The organism is Janthinobacterium aestuarii (assembly GCF_051380835.1).
GTDB classification, from domain to species: Bacteria; Pseudomonadota; Gammaproteobacteria; order Burkholderiales; family Burkholderiaceae_D; genus Janthinobacterium; species Janthinobacterium aestuarii.
Map to the genome: position 1 here is coordinate 43,900 of NZ_JBNYXU010000013.1, position 17,939 is coordinate 61,838.

General features: G+C 63.5%; 15 protein-coding genes. 3 read left to right on the forward strand and 12 right to left on the reverse strand.

Translation table 11 applies throughout. From position 1 onward, the window contains the following. Nucleotides 1-47: 47 nt before the first annotated feature. The 7 genes from ACQ4WO_RS26245 to ACQ4WO_RS26275 form a co-directional block, all read right to left on the reverse strand. Complete coding sequence (locus ACQ4WO_RS26245) at nt 48-1,154, reverse strand: cysteine protease StiP family protein (RefSeq protein WP_436483872.1); 1,107 nt, start codon at nt 1,152-1,154, stop codon at nt 48-50. After that, nucleotides 1,151-1,903, reverse strand: a complete 753-nt coding sequence (locus ACQ4WO_RS26250) for an HAD family hydrolase (protein WP_436483873.1) — start codon at nt 1,901-1,903, stop codon at nt 1,151-1,153. The genes ACQ4WO_RS26245 and ACQ4WO_RS26250 overlap by 4 nt, the downstream gene beginning before the upstream one ends. Further along, nucleotides 1,881-3,038, reverse strand: a complete 1,158-nt coding sequence (locus ACQ4WO_RS26255; RefSeq protein ID WP_436483874.1) for a phosphoribosyltransferase domain-containing protein — start codon at nt 3,036-3,038, stop codon at nt 1,881-1,883. Before ACQ4WO_RS26255 ends, ACQ4WO_RS26250 begins: the two co-directional genes overlap by 23 nt. Next, nucleotides 3,035-4,072 (reverse strand): ATP-grasp domain-containing protein, encoded by a 1,038-nt coding sequence (locus ACQ4WO_RS26260; protein WP_436483875.1) that lies wholly within the window; start codon nt 4,070-4,072, stop codon nt 3,035-3,037. Before ACQ4WO_RS26260 ends, ACQ4WO_RS26255 begins: the two co-directional genes overlap by 4 nt. A gap of 95 nt (nt 4,073-4,167) precedes the next feature. Next, the gene (locus tag ACQ4WO_RS26265; protein ID WP_035826041.1) at nt 4,168-4,884 is read right to left on the reverse strand and encodes a TIGR00266 family protein; all 717 of its coding nucleotides are present in this window, start codon (nt 4,882-4,884) and stop codon (nt 4,168-4,170) included. Nucleotides 4,885-4,948: 64 nt separating this feature from the next. Then, the gene (locus ACQ4WO_RS26270) at nt 4,949-5,524 is read right to left on the reverse strand and encodes a TerD family protein (RefSeq protein WP_128140103.1); all 576 of its coding nucleotides are present in this window, start codon (nt 5,522-5,524) and stop codon (nt 4,949-4,951) included. A 101-nt stretch (nt 5,525-5,625) separates the two neighbouring features. Then, nucleotides 5,626-6,708, reverse strand: a complete 1,083-nt coding sequence (locus tag ACQ4WO_RS26275) for a DUF475 domain-containing protein (protein ID WP_436483876.1) — start codon at nt 6,706-6,708, stop codon at nt 5,626-5,628. A 247-nt stretch (nt 6,709-6,955) separates the two neighbouring features. On the opposite strand from ACQ4WO_RS26275, the gene ACQ4WO_RS26280 reads away from it, so the two are divergent. From ACQ4WO_RS26280 to ACQ4WO_RS26290, 3 genes are all read left to right on the forward strand, one after another. Next, a complete protein-coding gene (locus tag ACQ4WO_RS26280) occupies nt 6,956-7,381 on the forward strand; it encodes a divergent PAP2 family protein (protein WP_436483877.1) in 426 nt (141 codons plus the stop codon). 240 nt (nt 7,382-7,621) lie between these two features. After that, nucleotides 7,622-8,794, forward strand: a complete 1,173-nt coding sequence (locus tag ACQ4WO_RS26285; RefSeq protein WP_128140100.1) for an efflux RND transporter periplasmic adaptor subunit — start codon at nt 7,622-7,624, stop codon at nt 8,792-8,794. A gap of 3 nt (nt 8,795-8,797) precedes the next feature. Then, a complete protein-coding gene (locus tag ACQ4WO_RS26290; protein WP_436483878.1) occupies nt 8,798-12,019 on the forward strand; it encodes an efflux RND transporter permease subunit in 3,222 nt (1,073 codons plus the stop codon). A 79-nt stretch (nt 12,020-12,098) separates the two neighbouring features. On the opposite strand, the gene ACQ4WO_RS26295 is transcribed toward ACQ4WO_RS26290, so the two are convergent. From ACQ4WO_RS26295 to ACQ4WO_RS26315, 5 genes are all read right to left on the reverse strand, one after another. After that, nucleotides 12,099-12,449, reverse strand: coding sequence for a hypothetical protein (locus tag ACQ4WO_RS26295; protein ID WP_436483879.1), 351 nt, complete (start codon nt 12,447-12,449; stop codon nt 12,099-12,101). Between the two features lie 236 nt (nt 12,450-12,685). Continuing rightward, the gene (locus tag ACQ4WO_RS26300) at nt 12,686-13,609 is read right to left on the reverse strand and encodes an SAM hydrolase/SAM-dependent halogenase family protein (RefSeq protein ID WP_436483880.1); all 924 of its coding nucleotides are present in this window, start codon (nt 13,607-13,609) and stop codon (nt 12,686-12,688) included. Nucleotides 13,610-13,626: 17 nt separating this feature from the next. Next, nucleotides 13,627-16,134: a TonB-dependent receptor plug domain-containing protein gene (locus ACQ4WO_RS26305; RefSeq protein ID WP_436483881.1), complete on the reverse strand. Its 2,508-nt coding sequence runs from the start codon at nt 16,132-16,134 to the stop codon at nt 13,627-13,629. Between the two features lie 112 nt (nt 16,135-16,246). Continuing rightward, entirely contained in the window at nt 16,247-17,125 is an 879-nt protein-coding gene (locus tag ACQ4WO_RS26310) for an NAD(P)H-hydrate dehydratase (protein ID WP_436483882.1), read from the reverse strand. Nucleotides 17,126-17,142: 17 nt separating this feature from the next. Next, nucleotides 17,143-17,907: a histidine phosphatase family protein gene (locus ACQ4WO_RS26315; protein ID WP_436483883.1), complete on the reverse strand. Its 765-nt coding sequence runs from the start codon at nt 17,905-17,907 to the stop codon at nt 17,143-17,145. Nucleotides 17,908-17,939: the final 32 nt, after the last annotated feature.

The window sequence follows — 17,939 nt, forward strand, 5'->3', positions numbered from 1 at the left end:
AGGCGCCGAGCGCCGCTTTATGCTCACTTTGTGGGTGTAGGGAGTTGTTATCCATCGACTGCGCTCCTGATAAGGGCGACCGCCTGGTAAGGCAGCGCCGGTTCTACTGTGACGGGTATGGCTTTTTCCTGCGCCAGAAGCAGCAAATGTGCCACGTCCGGCGCATTCGTGTCGCGCACGATCAGACGCTCGGGCACGCGGCGCAGCAGCACGCGCGTCGCTTCGCCGATGCCTGGCTTGATCAGATTGATGTCGCTGATGCCGTATTCCTGCTGCGTGGCAGCCATGTAGGCTTGCGAGCGGGCCGCCATGGCTGGCGCATCGCTCGCTTCGGCCAGCGGCACGCCGCTGCTGGCGGCAATGGCCACGGCGTCGGCCACCAGGCCGTCGGCGAAAGCGCGCGACTGGTCGTGCTGCTCGAACTGCGCGTAGTACACGCAGCCATGGAAGTCGTCCGGGCCGATGGCTTCGTTGAGCACGGAGCGGCTGACGAGGCCCGAGACGGTGGCATTCAAAATGCTCGACGGGATCAGGTAGTCGCTGGCCGAGGCGGCGCAGGCGGCCGTGCCGGCCAGGTCGGACAGCACGAACAGGCCGCCGTCGATCGCGGTGCCATGCGCGGCATTGAAGTCATTGACCGTCTGGCGCAGTTCGCGCGAAATCACGCCCTTGCCCGTCCAGCCGTCGACGAAGACGAGGGAGTCGGCCGCATGGCCCTGCGCCAGGATGTGCTGCAGGGCGTTTGCGTCGATGCCGCGGTCGCGGATGATGGAGACGGAATAATGGCTGCATTCGCGCTGGAACACCTGGCGCAGCAAGTGCCCGAGGATGACGCCTACGGGCGTGCCGGCGCGCGCCAGCGACACCAGCGTGATGGGGCCCGTGCGGCGCGCCGCGATCAGCGCGGCCAGGCGCAGGCAGTCGCGCGCCATCTGCAGGCGGTTGGCCGCAAACGCGCTCTGGAACAGGGCCAGGTAGGCGGGCGAGGGCAAGGACTCGGGCGACAGCATTTCGCTGTAGTGGCGCTGGCCGGACTGGATCAAACGCTCTTTTTCGGCCAGGTCGCGTATCGGCTCAAGCGCCATCGGCGTGAGCAGAAACTCCACGTCTTCCTGGCGGTAGCTGCCGCTGAAATGCTGCGTGCCGCCGGTCATAGCGCCGCCACCGTGAGTGCCGCCAGCTGGGTGCCGTTGGGGATGATGGCGTAGTCGCAGGCGGCCATGAAGCAGGCGTCCGAACGGCTGTCGCCCATGCCGAAGCTGACGATGGGGCCATGTTCGGCTTCCAGTTCCGCGCGCAGGTAGGCCACGGCGCGCGCCTTGTTCAAGGTCTTCGGCAGCACGGCCAGGTTGTTGCCGTTGCGGTGGATGAAGTAGTCGGTACCTTCGGTGGCGATCCACTGCTGCAGCACCTGCTCTTCGATGTCGGCCAGGCGTTCGCCGCGCGCTTCATGGTCCTTGACGACGATGTAGAACGGCGTGTTGTAGTCTTCGATCAGGCGCGCGCGCGAAGGCATGCCCGTCTTGACCTGGAAATCGTCGATGATGCGCATGGCGTCGCGCAGACCGGGCAAGGCCGTCTGCATGTCGTCCTGCATCAGGGCCAGCCAGCCAGAGTCGAGCGCGCCGCCCGGCTGCAGCACGATGCCGCCGTAATCGAGCACGCTGTAGCTGGTAAACGGCAGGTCGACCCGGCGGAAGGCGTCGCCATTTCTGGCAGTGGCGGGAATCAGGGTCATGCCGCTTTGCGCGAATTCAAAGAAGGCGCGCTGGCGCGCCGTCGTAAACGAGCAGGCGTCGCCATTTTTCAAATAGGCGGCCGCTTGCAGGTCGGTCTCGCCCGGGCATTTTTTCGGGGTCTGGAACAGTGTGTCGTCCAGATCAACAAACAGGAATTTCTTCAATTTTGGTCTCTGACTGAAAGTGGAACAGGCGGCCGTTCAACTGGCCGGCGAGTTGCATGAGGGCCGGGCTGGCCGGGGTTTCATGGCAGATGAAAACGTGCTGGTACTGGCCAGGCGCCACGTTGTACAGGTAGTTGGCGATGCCTTCGCCGTAATTGTCGTCGCAGTTGACGATGTGGCCGACGGAGCCCCACGACAGGATCGGCGAGCGCGTGGTCGACTGCACCACGACGTTCTTGCCCAGCGCTTCGAGTTCGCGCGCCAGCAAAAACGACGGGTGCATGAATTCGCCCGTGCCCAGTACGAGCACGGAGTCGCCGGCGCCGATTTCCTGCGCCAGTTGCACGGCCAGGCCTTGCGGCGGCGCCAGGGCGCGGCCCACGCCGATGCGCCCGAACGCGGGGCTCGCGCCCCGTTCCGCATTCGCCTCGAAGCGCTGCGCGCTGGCCGCCACGGGAGCTGGCGCGTCGCCGGCCTGGAATGCATACTGGCCGGAGAGCGCCGCGCCGATGCTGGTGGGCAGGCCGAAACGCTCGCTCAAGCCCGCGTTGGCGGCCCGGCCCATGAAATTGGTGATCACGCCCAGGTGCAGTTTTTCCAGCTGCGGATAGCGCGCGCGGCACACTTGCACCAGGTTGGCGAAGGTGTTGCCGGTCGACGCTTCGTCGTCGATCAGCACCAGGCTGCGCGCCGTGGAAAACAGGGCGCTGGCCGCGTCCGACAAATGCAGGAACTGGCGCGGCGCGTGGCTGTGCGATTCCTCGAATTCGAAGAAGGGCACCGTACCCACGCGGTAGCGCGAACTGTGCAAAAACAGGGCCTTGCCATTCGGGTTGGCGCGCAGCCATGCCTCGAACACGCCCTGGCCCAGGCCGACGGCCGTTTCCGCCATGGCGATGAAGACGACGGGACCGGGCAGGCTAGGGGGAATCTGCGCGGCCAGGTCGTCGTGGATGGTTTGCATGGCGCGCGGCGTGACGGGCCAGTGCTTGCCCAGCACTTTGGACAGGAACAGGAAGCCGCGCTTGGCGTTGGCGCGCGCGGCAAAGCCGATCAGCCAGTCCAGCGGAAAGCGCGCCTCGTCCACTGTCAAGGTCAGCTCGCCCGTGGGCATCTGCTGCTTGACGATGTTCATGGCAGCTCCACGGCGTAGGCGGCTTCGCCCACGCGCATGCCTTCCTGGACGGCGGGCACGGTGAGCTTGTCAAAGCCCTGGTCGAAACCGGCCAGCGCCAGGTAGGGCAGGTTGGGGCCGGCCGCGCAAGCCATGCCGATGCCGCCCGACATGCGCGGGTTGATCTCCAGCAGCGCCAGGCCATTCGCGCCTTCGCGGAACTGGATGTTGAAGACGCCATTCAAGCGGTAGTCGCGCGCCAGTTTCTCGCAAGCCGCCAGCAGGTCGTCGCGCAGTTCGATCAGCTGGCCGCTGCCGCCACCATGCAGCTTCTTGCGCGGCACGGCGCAAATGAGCTTGCCCTGGTCCGCCACGCAGTCGGCGCTGTATTCGTGGCCATCGAGGTATTCCATCAGCAGCAGGGTCTTGAACGATGCCATCTGCGCCAGGCCGTTGCGCAGCTCCTGTGCATTGATCTGGTAGGCGGCGCCGGCCAGCAGCAGCTGGGCGCTGGTGCGCTCCTCATCGAGAATGGCAAAGCCCAGGGCATACACGGATTCGGACGGCTTGATGCACAGTTTGCGATGCAGCGGCCGCAGCTCGGCGTAGGCGGCGTCGTATTCGGCGATGGTGGTCACGGCGCGGTAGTCGGCCGGGCGCGCCATCGGCAGATCGAGGCCGTCGCAGAAGCGCGCCTTGTCGTGCATCAGGGTCAGCGTCTCTTCGCTGGCCACGCTGAGCACGCGCGTGCCGATGGCGGCGAAGCGCGCGCTGGCGCTGCCGATCAGGCCCGCTTCCTTGCCGGGCCAGAAAATCGTGATGCCCCGCTCGCGGCAAAATTCCAGGCACCACTCGACATAATTGAGGCCTGTGAGGCCCGACGGTTCGACCGCGTATTCGTGGGCGGACAGAAAGGCGGCAGCGTGCGCGTTCGTATTGCTGCACACGATGTGATAGCGGGGCGCGCCGTTTGTCGCGGCCATGTCGGCCTCGCGGATCAGACGCATGGCCGTGCCGACCGAGGAAAATGTTTTGTTGAACCAGACTCTTTGCATGTACGGGGACCGGGTGGAAATAGGGGAAGCCGCGCGCAGGTGCGCGCGCGGGGATTCTAAACGACCAGACTTAACCTGGCCTTAGAAGGAGGAAATCAGCCGGCTTTGCCCGACGCCGTCCACTTCAGGAACGCATCGCGGTTGCGCGAGCAGATGAACACCTTGCCCGAGCCGGAAAAACGCAGCACGATGCCTTCGCCGCTGGTCACGCTGTTGACGATATTGCCGAGGAAGCCGCCGATGCCGCCGCCGCTCGCGCCGCCGCCTGTGGTCACGGAAATCTCGTATTTCAGGCTGTTGTCCCAGCAGACGACGTGGGAATTGTCGATCACGACATCCTTGCCCGGCTCGACGTCGAGCTGGAACATGGAGCCGAAGCCCGACACCACCACTTGTCCCGTGCCGGCCGTCTCCATGACGAAGAAGCCGCCCGACTGGGCGAACAAGGCGTTGCCGATGCTTTGCGTGCGCACCTTCATTTCCGTGCCCGAAGTGGCGGCGACAAAGGCGCCGTCGTTGAGCAGGTACTGGCGCGCGCCCACGTCGACCACTTCGATGGCGCCCGGCAGGGTGGGCGAGAGCAGGCAGTCGCCGCTGCCGCGCACCGCTTCGATATGCTGCTGGAAGAACGACTCGCCATTCGCGAAGCGGCGCATGATGGCGCTGCCCAAGCCGCCCGTCATCTTGCCTTTCAAGTCCAGCGCCGTCTCCATCATCACCATCGCATCGGATTCGCAATAGATGGTTTCGCCCTGCTTCATGCTGACGTGCAGGAATGGATCGACGTCGCCCGTGACACTAAATACTGGCATGATAAATCTCCAAAAAAAAGCCGCCTGATGATATTCAGGCGGCTGCGTTTAGCTCATGAAAAAATCAAGCGTTGACGCCGAAAGAACGGGCGAGGGGGCCCAGGCCGCCATTGAAGCCCTGGCCGATCGCCTTGAACTTCCATTCGCCGTTGTAGCGGTAGATTTCGCCAAAGATCATCGCCGTTTCCGTCGAGCTGTCTTCGGACAGGTCGTAGCGGGCGATTTCTTTTTCGCCTTCCGCGTTCAGGCAGCGGATGAAGGCTTTCGAGACCATGCCGAAGTTCTGTCGGCGCGCGTCGGCGTCGTGAATGGTGACGGTGACGCTGATGCGGTCGATGTCGGCCGGCACGCGCGACAGGTCGATTTCGATGCGCTCATCGTCGCCGTCGCCTTCGCCCGTGGTGTTGTCGCCCGTGTGGACGACGGAACCGTCGGTCGACTTCAGGTTGTTGTAGAAGATGAAGTCAGAGTCGCCACGGACTTTGCCGTCGCTTTTCAGGAGGAACGCGCTACCGTCAAGGTCGAAGGTGGCGCCGTCCGTTGAACGAGGATCCCAGCCGAGGCCGACGATGATCTTCTTCAGGTTCGGTGCTTCCTTGCTCAGGTTGACGTTGCCGCCTTTTTGCAAACTGATTGCCATGTGGTGCTCCTTTTTAATAAATAACTCAAACAGACCTGCATGGGATGAGCGCCAGGGCGCTCGTGCCATTACTCTTTCAACTGGGGGCGGAACCCCCGATTTCAAGCTTCTGCCGCGTGCCGTTTGCGATAACGCAGCGATGACCACAGCGAGACCAGGATGAAGGCCACGCCCGACAGGCCGGTGAACCACTCCGGAATATGGTACTTGACGGACGCCAGCATGATCAAGGCGAGAATCCCGATCGCATAATGGGCGCCGTGCTCGAGGTAGACGAATTCGTCCAGGGTACCCTTGTGCACGAGGAAGACCGTCATCGAGCGCACGAACATGGCGCCGATGGCCAGGCCCAGCATGATGATGACGACGTCGTTGGTGATGGCAAACGCGCCGATCACGCCGTCAAAGCTGAACGAGGCATCCAGCACTTCCAGGTACAGGAAGCCGCCGATACTGCCGCGCGCCACCGTTTTTACCAGGTCGCCATTGCCGTTTTTGGCCGGCGCGGCGCCTTCTTCCGCCTCATCCTGCAAGTCCGGTTCGCCTTCTTCCAGCAAGCCGCTGATCCAGTTCACGCCGATGTAGACGGCGATGCCGACGATGCCGGAAGCGAGGACGCTGTATTTTTCGTCCACGGGACCCATCGCCACGCAGGCGGCCACGGCGCCCATGGTGATCAGCACGGCCAGGCTTTCGGTGCCCAGTGCGTTGACTTTTTCCTCGGCCCAGCCCAGCCAGTGCAATTCTTTCTCGTCGTCAAACAGGAAGTTCAGGAAGACCAGCAGCAGGAACGCGCCGCCGAAGGCCGCCACTTGCGCATGGTTGTCCGTCAGGTGCTTGGCGTATACGTCCGGCGTCGTGGTGGCCATGGTCCACACGTCGACCAGGCCCAGGCCCGTGGCCACCGATACGATGACGAGCGGGAACAGCAGCCGCATGCCGAAGACGGCCACGAGGATACCGACCGTCAAAAACAGTTTTTGCCAGAACTCATTCCAGTGGCGCAAGACCGAGGCGTTGACCACGGCATTGTCGAACGACAGCGACACTTCCATGATGCCCAGCACGCCCGTGATCCACAGCGCCTGGATCATGCCGGCCATGCCGCCATGGCTGTAGCCCCACCAGCCCGACACCGCCATCAGGATAAAAGTGACTAAAAAGGAAATTCTGAAATGCCGCATGAGGACCCCGTTGCAAGTATGAAGACGTTTGATTATCCGCGCCGCTGTGCGCGCCGCACTCAGTGTTGATATACGTCAATTGTTGTATATGCCATGATTTTATATGATCGCCGCCGCCGGCGGCGTTTTTATGGCCTGGCGAAGGACAGTTCTGCTGGCGCGGATGATCTGCGATAATTGCGGCGCGCCTGTCTGGCTGCCGCAGCCCCAGACACACACTCTACATCTATATAAGAAGGAATACCCCGTGGATATCGCTTACCTCGTCACGCCCCTGATCACCTGGATCCTGGTCGGACCGATCAAATTCCTGATCAACAGTGTCCGCACGCGGCAATGGGCGTTCGGCCTGGTCGGCAATGGCGGCTTTCCCAGCAACCATAGCGCCGTCGTATCCGGCATGGCGACCCTGATCGCCTTGCGCGAAGGCATCGGCCACCCCGCCTTCGGCGTGGCCGTGACCTTGGCCTTCATCGTCATCATCGACGCCAACAGCCTGCGCCAGCACGTGGGCAAGCAGGCAGCCGCCATCAACCGCCTGGCAGGCGAAGCGGCCAGTCCTGCGCACAAGACCTTGCGCGAACGCATGGGCCATACCCTGGTGGAAATCGCCGGCGGCCTGTGCACGGGCGTGGCCATCGGTTTCCTGATCAACTACGTGTTTGCCCGCTAAGTTCGCTTCTCCTGAAACGCAAAACCCCGCTTCAAGGCGGGGTTTTGCGTTTCAGGGCGTAAAAACTACGTTTCATCCATTGAATAAAGCATTACAGGAAACCGCCGATTGACATGCCCGGATGCGCTCATGGATACTTTGGCGCTTGTGGTTTTAATAAAAATAAATGCCTTGCTATCGCCTGCAGCCCTATCCGGGCCGCCGGGACGGTCGCGGCGCTATCTATCCGGAGAATTACCCATGTTGCGCAAAACCCTGTTTGTTCTGGCAATCGCTTCTGCCCTGGCCGCCTGCGGCAAAGAGTCCAAAGATCCCGGCAAGGGCGGCAAGGATGGCAAGGAACAGGCGGGCGCCGCCGTCAATCTGCTGGTCTCCCCGGAAGACATGCTGACCATCCAGAGCAATGCGCTGGCGTCGGGTCCTGTCATCACCGGTTCCGTGCAGCCCGAGCGCAACGCGGACTTGCGCGCCGAAGTGTCGGCCGTGGTGATCCAGGTCCTGAAGGAAAATGGCGAAGCCGTCAAACGGGGCGACGTGCTCGTGCGCCTCGATGAAACGGCCATCCGCGACAGCCTCAATTCGGCCGAAGAAGCGAGCCGCGCCTCGAGCCAGGTGCTGGAGCAGTCCGAACGCATGTTCCAGCGCATGAAAACCTTGCGCGCCTCGGGCATGACGTCGACGCAGGCGCTGGAAGACGCGGAAATCCGCCGCAACAATGCACAAAGCGATCTGTCCGCCGCGAAAAGCCGCGCCGCCCAGGCCCGCCAGCAGTTGCAGCGCACCCTCGTGCGTGCGCCGTTCGACGGCATCGTGAGCGAGCGCAAGGTATCGAATGGCGATACGGCGCAAATCGGCAAGGAATTGATCCGGGTCATCGATCCGACCAGCATGCGCCTCGAAGGCCTGGTGTCGGCCGACAAGATCGGCGTCGTCAAGGTGGGCCAGCCCGTGCTGTTCCGCATCAATGGCTATCCGGGGCAAGATTTCGCGGGCAAGGTGCGCCGAGTCGACCCTGCCGCCAACGCCGTCACGCGCCAGGTGGCCGTGCTGGTCGATTTCAACGACAAGGAACAGCCGCGTGTGGCGGGCCTGTACGCGGAAGGGCGCATCGAGACGGAAACCGTCAGCGCGCTGATGATCCCCGATTCGGCCCTGGTGAAGGCGGGCGACGTCACGTACACGTGGAAGGTCAAGGACAAGGCCTTGCATAAGGTCAACTTGCGCATCGGCGCGCGCGACGTGCGCACGGGCCAGTGGGAAGTGCAAAGCGGCCTGGCCAGCGGCGACACCGTGCTGCGCACGCCCGGTTCCACCTTCAAGGATGGGCAGAAAGTGGAATTGACGGCAGCCAAGGCCGTGCCCGCCGCCGCCGTGGCCAGCAGCAGCGCCGCCGTTGCCGGTAAAGGAAACTAAGCCATGTTCCTTTCCGATTTCAGTATCAAGCGGCCCACGGCCACCATCGTGCTGATCCTGGCGATGATGTGCGTCGGCTTGCTGGCGCTCAAGAAACTGCGCGTCAATCAGAACCCGGACGTCGAAGTGCCTTTCATCGTCGTCAGCATTCCTTACCCTGGCGCCTCGCCCGACACGGTCGAGCGCGAAGTGGTGAACCGCTTGGAAAAGTCGCTGCAAAGCATTTCCGGCGTGACCGAAGTCAACAGCGATTCGAATGAAGGTTCGGCCAGCATCTTCCTGAAGTTTTCCTTCAACACCAACCTGATCGAAGCGTCCGACAATATCCGCAATGCGATTGCCGCCGTGCGCTACAAGTTGCCGACGGAAATGCGCGAGCCTATCTTGCAGCGCATTGACCCGGCCGCCGAGCCGATCATGCAACTGGCGCTGTCGTCAAATTCGCAAAGCCATGCGGAAATTTCGCGCCTGGCCGAGGATGTGCTGTCGGACCGCTTCCGTACCGTCGATGGCGTGGCGCTGGTCAACGTGGGCGGTTCGCTCAAGCGCGAACTGTCCGTGCTGCTGCGCGCGGAAAAATTGCGTGAATACAATGTGTCCGTCAGCGACGTCGTGACCGCCTTGCGCAACCAGAACACGAATGCCCCCGTGGGCAAGGTGCGCGGTATTCTGGACGAGAAAAGCATCCGCCTCGTGGGCCGCATCGAGTCGCCAAGCGACTTCGAGAAAGTCGTGATCAAGCGCCGTGGCGAGGAAATCGTGCGCCTGGCACAAGTGGCCACCATCGAAGATGGCTTTGCCGAAGTCAACAGCCTGAGCATGCGCAGCGGCAAGCCCAACGTGGGCATTTCGATCACCCGCGTGCGCGACGCGTCCACCGTCAGCGTGGCCAACAAGATCCGCGACATGGTGGCGGAAATCAACAAGACCTTGCCGAAGGGCACCTTGCTGCAAGTGACGCGCGACGGCGGTGAAAACGCCCAGCATAGCTTGAACAACGTGATCGAATCGCTGGTGCTGGGCGCCGTGCTGACGATTTTCGTCGTCTACGCCTTTTTGAACTCCTGGCGTTCGACCCTGATCACGGCGCTGAGCCTGCCCACGTCCGTGATTGCCGCCTTCATTGCCGTGTGGCTGTGCGGCTTTACCCTGAACTTCATGACCCTGCTGGGTCTGTCGCTGGCCATCGGCGTGCTGATCGATGACGCCATCGTCGTGCGCGAAAACATCGTGCGCCACATGCAGATGGGCAAGGACCGTCGCACGGCCGCGCTGGAAGGCACGGCCGAGATCGGCATGGCCGTGGCCGCTACGACCTTCTCCATCATCGCCGTCTTCATCCCCGTGGCCTTCATGCCCGGTATCTCCGGCGAATGGTTCCGTCCGTTTGCCTTGACGGTGACGTGCTCGGTGCTCGTCAGCCTTGGCATCTCGTTTACGCTCGACCCGATGCTGTCGGCCTACTGGGGCGACCCGGTCGAGGAACACTCGGCGCCGAAAAAAGGCATTGGCCGCGTGCTCGATAAATTCAACCACTGGTTCGACCATCAGGCCGACCGCTACGGCCGCGTGATCGCCTGGGCCCTGCATCACCGCCGCTGGATGGCCGTCATCGCCTTCGGCAGCCTGGTGGGCGCCATTGTCCTGCACGCTACGCATGGCGGCACGAGTTTCTTGCCGGCATCCGATTCGGGCAACCTGATGATCAATGTGCGCACGCCATCGTCGAGCAGCATCGAGTATTCGCGTCTGAAACTGGAAGCGGCGGCCGTATTGGCGCGCACCTTGCCTGAAACCAAGGATACCAACAGCTCCATCAATGCGGGCGGTGGACGAGTCTATGTCGACATCGGCAAGCGCAACACCCGCAAGCGTTCGGCCAAGGAAATCGCGGTCGAGCTGCGCGAGAAGATGTCGCGTCTGGTGGGCGCCGAATACGTGGTCCAGGACGACTTGAGCAACGGTTCGCAAAAGCCGATCCAGGTGGAATTCACGGGTCCGGATTCGCGTAAACTGATGGAAATTACGAATGCCTACATGGACAAGCTGCGCGCGATTCCTGGCGCCGTCGACGTGGGCCTGTCCGAGCAGGATCCGAAGAACGAGCTGCAGATCGAACTCAACCGTGGCCTGGCCAACTCGATGGGTATCTCCGTCAACGACGCGGCGCAATCGTTGCGCGTGGCGTTTGCCGGTGTGGAAGTGGGCGACTGGGTCGATCCGACGGGCGAAACGCGCGACGTGGCTGTGCGCCTGCATCCCGACGACCGCGTGGCATCGGAAAATATCGAGCGCCTGCCGATCAGCGTGACGGGCACGTCGCAAATGGTGCCGCTCGACCAGATCGCCACCATTACCATGGGCAAGGGGCCATCCGGCATCGAGCACAAGAATGGCAAGCGCACGATCACCGTGTCAGCCAATGCGCAGGGCCGCTCGAACGGCGAAGTGACGAGCGACGCCATGAAGCTGGCCAACTCCATCGACTTCCCGCCCGGCTACGGCCTGGCGCTCGGTGGCGCGGGGCAGGACCAGCAAGAGCTGTTCACGGAAATGCTGATCGCGCTGGTGATGGGTATCGGCCTGATGTATTTGATCCTGGTGATGCAGTTTGGTTCCTTCACGGCGCCGGTGGCCGTGATGATGTCCTTGCCGCTCAGTTTGATCGGCGTGGTAGTGGCGCTGGTGATCACGAACAACACCCTCAACCTGATGAGCTTTATCGGCATCATCATGCTGATGGGCCTGGTCGCCAAGAACGCCATCCTGTTGCTCGATGCGGCGCGCAAGCGTGAGGAAGAGGGCCATGGCCGCGAAGAGGCGCTGATGTATGCAGGCCGTATGCGCCTGCGCCCCATCCTGATGACGACGTTTGCGCTGATCGCCGGCATGTTCCCCGTGGCGCTGGGCCTGGGCGAGGGCGGCGAGTTCTACCGTCCATTGGCGATCGCCATCATCGGCGGCACCATCACCTCGACGATTCTGACCCTGCTGGTTGTGCCGACCTTCTATGACAGCATCGAGATCGCCCGCGACGGCGCCGTGGCCAAGTTCCACCGCCGCGCCGCGCGCATGCCCGTGGTCGTGGCCATGATCTTGACCCTGCTCGAGTGCGTGCTGACTCTGCTGCTGGTGCGCTTCGTCTACCGCATGCTGAAGAAGGCCGTGCTGTTCCTGATGGGACGCCGCACGCCGAAAGCGACATCGGTCAGCCTGCAAAAGTAATACCGGGCCAAGGCGCAGCTTTCGCTGCGCCGTGGTATTGCAAGAGCCTTCTGCGGAAGGCTCTTTTTTTTGCCTGCGCTTAACTGTTGCGCGGCGGCGTGGTCGTACCAGTGCCCGTGCCTGTGCCCGGCGTGGTGCCGTTGGGTGGCGTGGTTGGCGGCGTGGTCGTGCCATCGGGGTTGGTCGTGCCTGGTGTCGTCCCCGGCGTTGTGCCGGGTGTCGTGGTATCCGGCGTGGTGGTGCCCGATGTGCCGCTGGTCCCGCTGGTCCCGCTGGTGCCGGGTGCGGTTGCCGGGTTCGTCGTGTTCGGCGAGGTGGTGGCACCGGTGCCAGTGTCGGTGTCGTTACGTTTGTTGCATCCGCCCAGCAGCGCACAAACGATGGCGCTACCGAGAACGAGCTTGCTGGTGGTCAGGAGTGGAGCCGTCATGATTGTTCCTTTTCAGTGGAATGCTGTCGTGGAAAAGCATGCCTTGCCAGATGGCGCGTCTGGAACAAGGCTGGCATCGTTTGCAAAATTTAGAGTAGGCAAGTGGGCGCAGGTTCACCACAATTACAAATGAGCGGCGTTGTGGGGACGTGGAGAGCGTTTGGTTTGACGTAGCGCAAACTGTAGTAGAAACATTTGAAACGGCCAGGACTGTGTGTCCTGGCCGTGGACCGTGCTTATTTCGACGAAGAAACCTTGCTCACTTCCACTTCCCAATCCACGCCCGACTCGACGTGGTGTTTGGCGGCAAAGTCGCCCTGGCTGATGGCCACGGCCACGTCGAGCAGGCTGTTCAGGTAGACGAGAGGCTTGCCCTTGGCCACGCCGCCAAATGTGTGCTCGAACGGCGCCGTGACCTTGGCCACCTGCTTGCCCTTGTGCAGGATGCGCACTTGCAGCGGATCGTGCAGTTTGACCTGCAACTCGTCGAGCAGCGATTTCGGGATATTCGTCCACACGTTGCCATATTTCACGTCCAGCACGGGCACGATGCCGCGGATGGTATTGCCGTCGCGTACCGGTTTCTGATACGCGATCTTGACCACGGATTCGCTTGGCAATTGCGGGCCCACCTGTTCATAGCGGATGGCGCCCGATGCCAGGCGCGCGCCCACGTAGGCGTACACGTCGCGGCCATGGAAGGTGTAGGACTCGGCGGAGCCGGCCAGGCGATTGACCTTTTCATCGATTTCGCGCAGTTCCGCCACGCCGTCGCGCTCGGCGATCAGGGTGAACAGGCCGTTGTCCGGCCCCACGAAGTAGCGTCCACCCTTGGTTTTCAGCACCACCGACTTGCGCGCCGTACCCACGCCCGGATCGATGACGGACACGAATACCGTGCCTTGCGGCCAGTAATTGGCTGTCTGGTACAGGCGGTAGGCGCCCAGCCAGATGTCGTAGTCGGGAATCTGGTGCGTCAGGTCCGAAATGGTCAGCTGGGGATCGACGCTATAGGCCACGCCATGCATGGCGGACACGGCGCCATCGGCCGTGCCGAAGTCCGTCATCAGCACCAGCGGTGTGGCGGCCTGGGCGGCGGACAGCATGAGGGCGCTCAGGCAGACGCCGGCGACGAGGTGGGATATTTTCTTGATGATCATGGGTTCTTTCCGTGGCGTTAGAAGGTGTAGTTCAGCTTGGCGTAAAAGTACGCGCCATTGACGCCGATGGGGTTGATGAAATTGTAGGGCAGGGCGCCGCCATACGTGGCGTTATTCGTTTCCCGCACGCGCTGCGGATAGCGGTCGAGGATGTTGTTGCCGCCCACGCTCAAGGTCAGCTGCTTGCTGAGTTTCAGCTGGCCTTCCAGGTCCAGCGACCAGACGGCGCCGAAACGCTGTGCGGGGATGCCGTCGATGAGGGGCGCATCGCTGTCGTACGAAAAATCTTTCAGCTCGCCAAAGCGCGTGGCGCGCGCCTGCACGCCCCAGCCGGCTGCCTGCCAGTCGGCGCCGAGTATCAATTTGCTGTTGGGGGACGCATGTTTGATGCGGAACAAACTCGTCTCCGTCAGCAGGGTCAGACTCGGATCGATATTGGCCAACGCAGCGGAACTCTGGCGCACGTTGTCGAGGCTGGTCTTGTTCAGGTTCAGCGCCGCGTTCAGGTTCAGTTTGCCTGACGTGAACGCCAGGTCGTGGTTCAGCACCACATCCAGGCCGCGGGTAGCGGTGTCGAGCAAATTGGCCAGGTAAGCCACGGACTGGATGTCGCTGCGGCCATTCGCTGCCAGGTAAGCCGTGACGGCGTCGCTTTGCAAGTCGCTCGAGCGCGTGATGCGGTCGCGGATGCGGATTACGTAGGCGTCTACCGTCACGCTGGTGGCTGCGGCCGGCTTCCAGGCCAGGCCCAGCGAGACGTTGGTCGATTTCTCAGGTTTCAGCTGTTGCGCGCCAAAGCTGCGCGCCAGCGGATCGCTGGCCGGCAGCAGGGCCGCCGTTTGCAGGGCCGTGCCATCGGCGTTGAAGTTCAATGTGGCGAAGCGGAAGCCCGTCTGCACGAGGGCAGGCGCGCGGAAGCTGTTCGACAGCGAGCCGCGCACGAGGAAATTGTCCGTCACTTTGTAGCGCGTGGACAGCTTGCCCGTGCTGGCGCTGCCGAAGTCGCTGTAGTGCGAGTAGCGGGCGGCGGCGCCCACCAGCAGGCGCGGCGTGAGGTCGCTTTCGACGTCCGCATACACGGAGCGGATCTGGCGGCTGCCGTCGTAGGCGTCCGATGGACGCAAGCCCGGTCCCGCCTGGGCGCCCGGCGGCGCATCCGTGAAGCTGCCGGCCGCATACGAGGCTGGGTCGCCGGCCGAGCTGGTGTAGGTTTCGCGCATCCATTCGGCGCCCACGGCCACGCTCAATGGGGCGGGCAAGCCGATGTCGATGGTCCGCGTGGCATCGACGTTCAAGGCGTTCTGGCGGAAATCGAAGCCCGCCAGGCTGAAGCGCGTGGGGCTGGCCGCGCCCAGCGAGGCGTTGACGGAATGGCTTACGCCGTAGTCAAAGCGGTCGCTGCCGTGGCGCGCGCTGGCGTCCCAGTTCCACTGGCCCGCGCTGCCGCGCACGCCGGCCACGATGCTGAGGTCGCGCTTGTTGCCGTTGGTGACAGGACGGTAGCCGTTCGGATACAGGGCCAGTACATTCGACGGGTCCCCCGGATAGCGGAAGTAGGCGCTGCCGTCGGACTTGCGTTCGTTGAGGGTGGCAAACGAGTACAGGTCGAGGCCGTTGGCCAGGGTGAGCTGGGTGTTGTAGAACACATAGTTGTTACGCTGGCGCGAGTCGCCCGACTTGAACACGACCTTGCCGTCGAGCGCCTGGTCGGCCGGCGTGAAGTTGTAGGACGTCCAGCCTGCGTCGCTGGGGCCGGCCCGTTCCGTGGGCGAGCGGCGCCGCGTTTCAGCGCCGAAGCGGAAGAACCCCGCCTCGCTCAGCGGCACGCCATAGTCGGCGTTAACGATGACGGTCTGGCCATCCGTCAGGGTTTGATCTGTCGGGTCGAAATGCGTGTGGTTGGCGCCGTAGCTGATGGACGCGGCGCCGCCCGTGCGTGCCTTTTTCAGCACGATGTTGATGACACCCGCCACGGCGTCGCTGCCGTACTGGGCGCCGGCGCCATCGCGCAGGATTTCGATGTGGTCGATGGCGTTGGGCGGAATCGCATTGATGTCGACCGGCACGGTGCCGGCAAAGCTGCTTTCCGTGTCGAGCACGGCGCTCGTATGGCGGCGCTTACCGTTGATCAGCACCAGCACCTGGTCGGGAGCCAATCCCCGCAACTGGATGCCGCGCACGGAATCGGACGCGCCGCTCGACTCGATGCGGGGGAAGTTGATTGACGGCGACAGGTTTTGCAGGGCCGCGCCCATGTCGCCCGTCGACAGCGCATTGCTCACTTCGCGCGTGCCGAAACGGTCGATGGGCACGCTGCTGTCGAACACGGTGCGGTTGCGCGCGCGCGAACCGACGACGGTGACCTGGTCGATGCTGGCGCTGGCCGTTTCTGCGGTCGTGCCTGTGCTTGTTTGCGCGTCCTGGGCCCAGGCGGGCGCGGTGGCCAGCATGGCGCAGGCCAGCACGATGGCGCGCAGCGGCGTGGCGGGAAGAGAAGGCGTGGCGGTTGAATGGCGCGGATACAAGGCGGTGTCCTTTGGGCTCGATTAATGTTCGTATGGAAACAGTTGCAATGAGCTTAAGGGAGGCGCCCGCCAGCGCTAACGATTCTTTCTGGATATGCTTATGCTGTTGTTTTTATGCCGCCAGATTGCGCAGCAGCGCCGGGATCTCGGCCGGGATTTCGCGCGCCAGGTAGCCGAGGATACCGAAGCGCAGGGCCAGCTGTTCGCCCGCCAGCGCATGCAGGGCGATGCCCCAGGCGCACGCCTGCTCCAGCGGTGCGCCGCGCGCCGCCAGGCCCGTGATGATGCCGGCCAGGGTGTCGCCGGAACCGGAAATGGCCAGGCCGATATTGCCGCCCGCATGCGTCCAGGTCGTGCCATCGGGCATGGCGATGACGGTCCGCGCGCCTTTCAGGGCGACGATGGCATTCCAGCGTCGCGCCGCGTCCACGGCGCAGGCATGCGGGTCGGCCAGCACGGCGTCCTTTGACAGACCCATCAGTTGGGCCAGCTCGCCCGCGTGTGGCGTCAGCAGCACGGGCTGGTCGAAGCGAAAGTGCGCGGGCTTGCGCACGACCTGCATGGCGCGCGCGTCAAGGATCAGACGGCTGGCGGCAAACAGTGGCAGCAGGTGGCGCATCAGCTCGCAGCTGGCGGCCGTGTCGCACATGCCCGGCCCGACGAGCACGGCGTCCACCTTGCCGGCCAGCGGCGCCAGCTGGTGTTGCGCCTCGTGCCGGAAGCCGCCTTGCGCTGTTTCGTCCAGGCCGATGACTCGCGCCTCGGGCATGGCGATGGCCACTTGCGCCGCTACCGACGCGCCCGTCGCCAGGGTCAGTTTGCCCGCGCCCGCGCGCAGCGCGGCCGTGGCCGCCAGCAGGATGGCGCCCGGCATTTCCGCCGAGCCGGCGACGATCAGCAAATGGCCGCGGACTTCCTTGTCGCCGTCGGGCTGCGGCATGGGCAGGGACCAGGAGCGCAGCAGGGTAGGCGTGATGTCGGTGGTGTCCATGCATGGTCTCCGGAAAACTAGGACTTGGGCGCGGCCGGCATGTCGGGCTGGGCCGTTACAGGTGTACCCGATTCGACCAAAGGCGCGACGAAGTTGCACAGGTCCAGCTGCAGCTTGCCGTGCTTGCCCAGGGCGGGATTGAAGGCGTACGAGGTGACGCCGCAGTTGGGTACGTCGGCCGCCTTGTCGATGGCCAGGATGGCTTGCTCGTCGCAGCGTTCCAGCAGGTAGCGGAAGCAATTGACGATGACCTGGTGGCCGACGATCAGCACCCGTTCGCCCCTGTATTCGCGGGTGATGGTGTCGAGCACGCTGCGCAGGCGCAGGATGACGTCGCACCAGCTTTCGCCGCCCGGCGGACGGAAGTAAAACTTGCCGACGTGCTGGCGCTGCTCGTGCAGTTCCGGGTATTTGCTGGCGATGCCGTGCACGGTCAGGCGGTCGAGGATGCCGAATTCCTTTTCGCGCAGGCGCTCGTCGGCCACCACGGAGCTCAAGCTGTCCGCATCGATGCGCGCCAGTACGGCTTGTGCCGTCTGCTGTGCCCGCACGTACGGCGAATACAGCACGACGGTCGGTCGTTGTTCAGGGGGGAGGGTGGCGAACCAGTCGCCCAGGGCCTGCGCTTGGCGCGCGCCCAGCTCGGAGAGGGGGACGTCGACATCGCGTTCGGCGATGGCGATCAATAACTGCTTTTCCGCTTCGGCGGCATCGCGCGCCACGTTGCCGGCACTTTGGCCGTGACGCACGATCCAGATTTGCTGCGGCCATTTCTGTTCCATCGCCTTGCGCCTTCCTCTGCATTTATTGTTGA

Bases quoted from the DNA above. Each gene is read 5' to 3' on its own strand.
- ACQ4WO_RS26295 (WP_436483879.1), bottom strand. From the start codon at position 12,449: ATGACGGCTCCACTCCTGACCACCAGCAAGCTCGTTCTCGGTAGCGCC.
- ACQ4WO_RS26245 (WP_436483872.1), bottom strand. From the start codon at position 1,154: ATGACCGGCGGCACGCAGCATTTCAGCGGCAGCTACCGCCAGGAAGAC.
- ACQ4WO_RS26265 (WP_035826041.1), bottom strand. From the start codon at position 4,884: ATGCCAGTATTTAGTGTCACGGGCGACGTCGATCCATTCCTGCACGTC.
- ACQ4WO_RS26255 (WP_436483874.1), bottom strand. From the start codon at position 3,038: ATGAACATCGTCAAGCAGCAGATGCCCACGGGCGAGCTGACCTTGACA.
- ACQ4WO_RS26290 (WP_436483878.1), top strand. From the start codon at position 8,798: ATGTTCCTTTCCGATTTCAGTATCAAGCGGCCCACGGCCACCATCGTG.
- ACQ4WO_RS26310 (WP_436483882.1), bottom strand. From the start codon at position 17,125: ATGGACACCACCGACATCACGCCTACCCTGCTGCGCTCCTGGTCCCTG.
- ACQ4WO_RS26285 (WP_128140100.1), top strand. From the start codon at position 7,622: ATGTTGCGCAAAACCCTGTTTGTTCTGGCAATCGCTTCTGCCCTGGCC.
- ACQ4WO_RS26270 (WP_128140103.1), bottom strand. From the start codon at position 5,524: ATGGCAATCAGTTTGCAAAAAGGCGGCAACGTCAACCTGAGCAAGGAA.
- ACQ4WO_RS26315 (WP_436483883.1), bottom strand. From the start codon at position 17,907: ATGGAACAGAAATGGCCGCAGCAAATCTGGATCGTGCGTCACGGCCAA.
- ACQ4WO_RS26275 (WP_436483876.1), bottom strand. From the start codon at position 6,708: ATGCGGCATTTCAGAATTTCCTTTTTAGTCACTTTTATCCTGATGGCG.
- ACQ4WO_RS26300 (WP_436483880.1), bottom strand. From the start codon at position 13,609: ATGATCATCAAGAAAATATCCCACCTCGTCGCCGGCGTCTGCCTGAGC.
- ACQ4WO_RS26260 (WP_436483875.1), bottom strand. From the start codon at position 4,072: ATGCAAAGAGTCTGGTTCAACAAAACATTTTCCTCGGTCGGCACGGCC.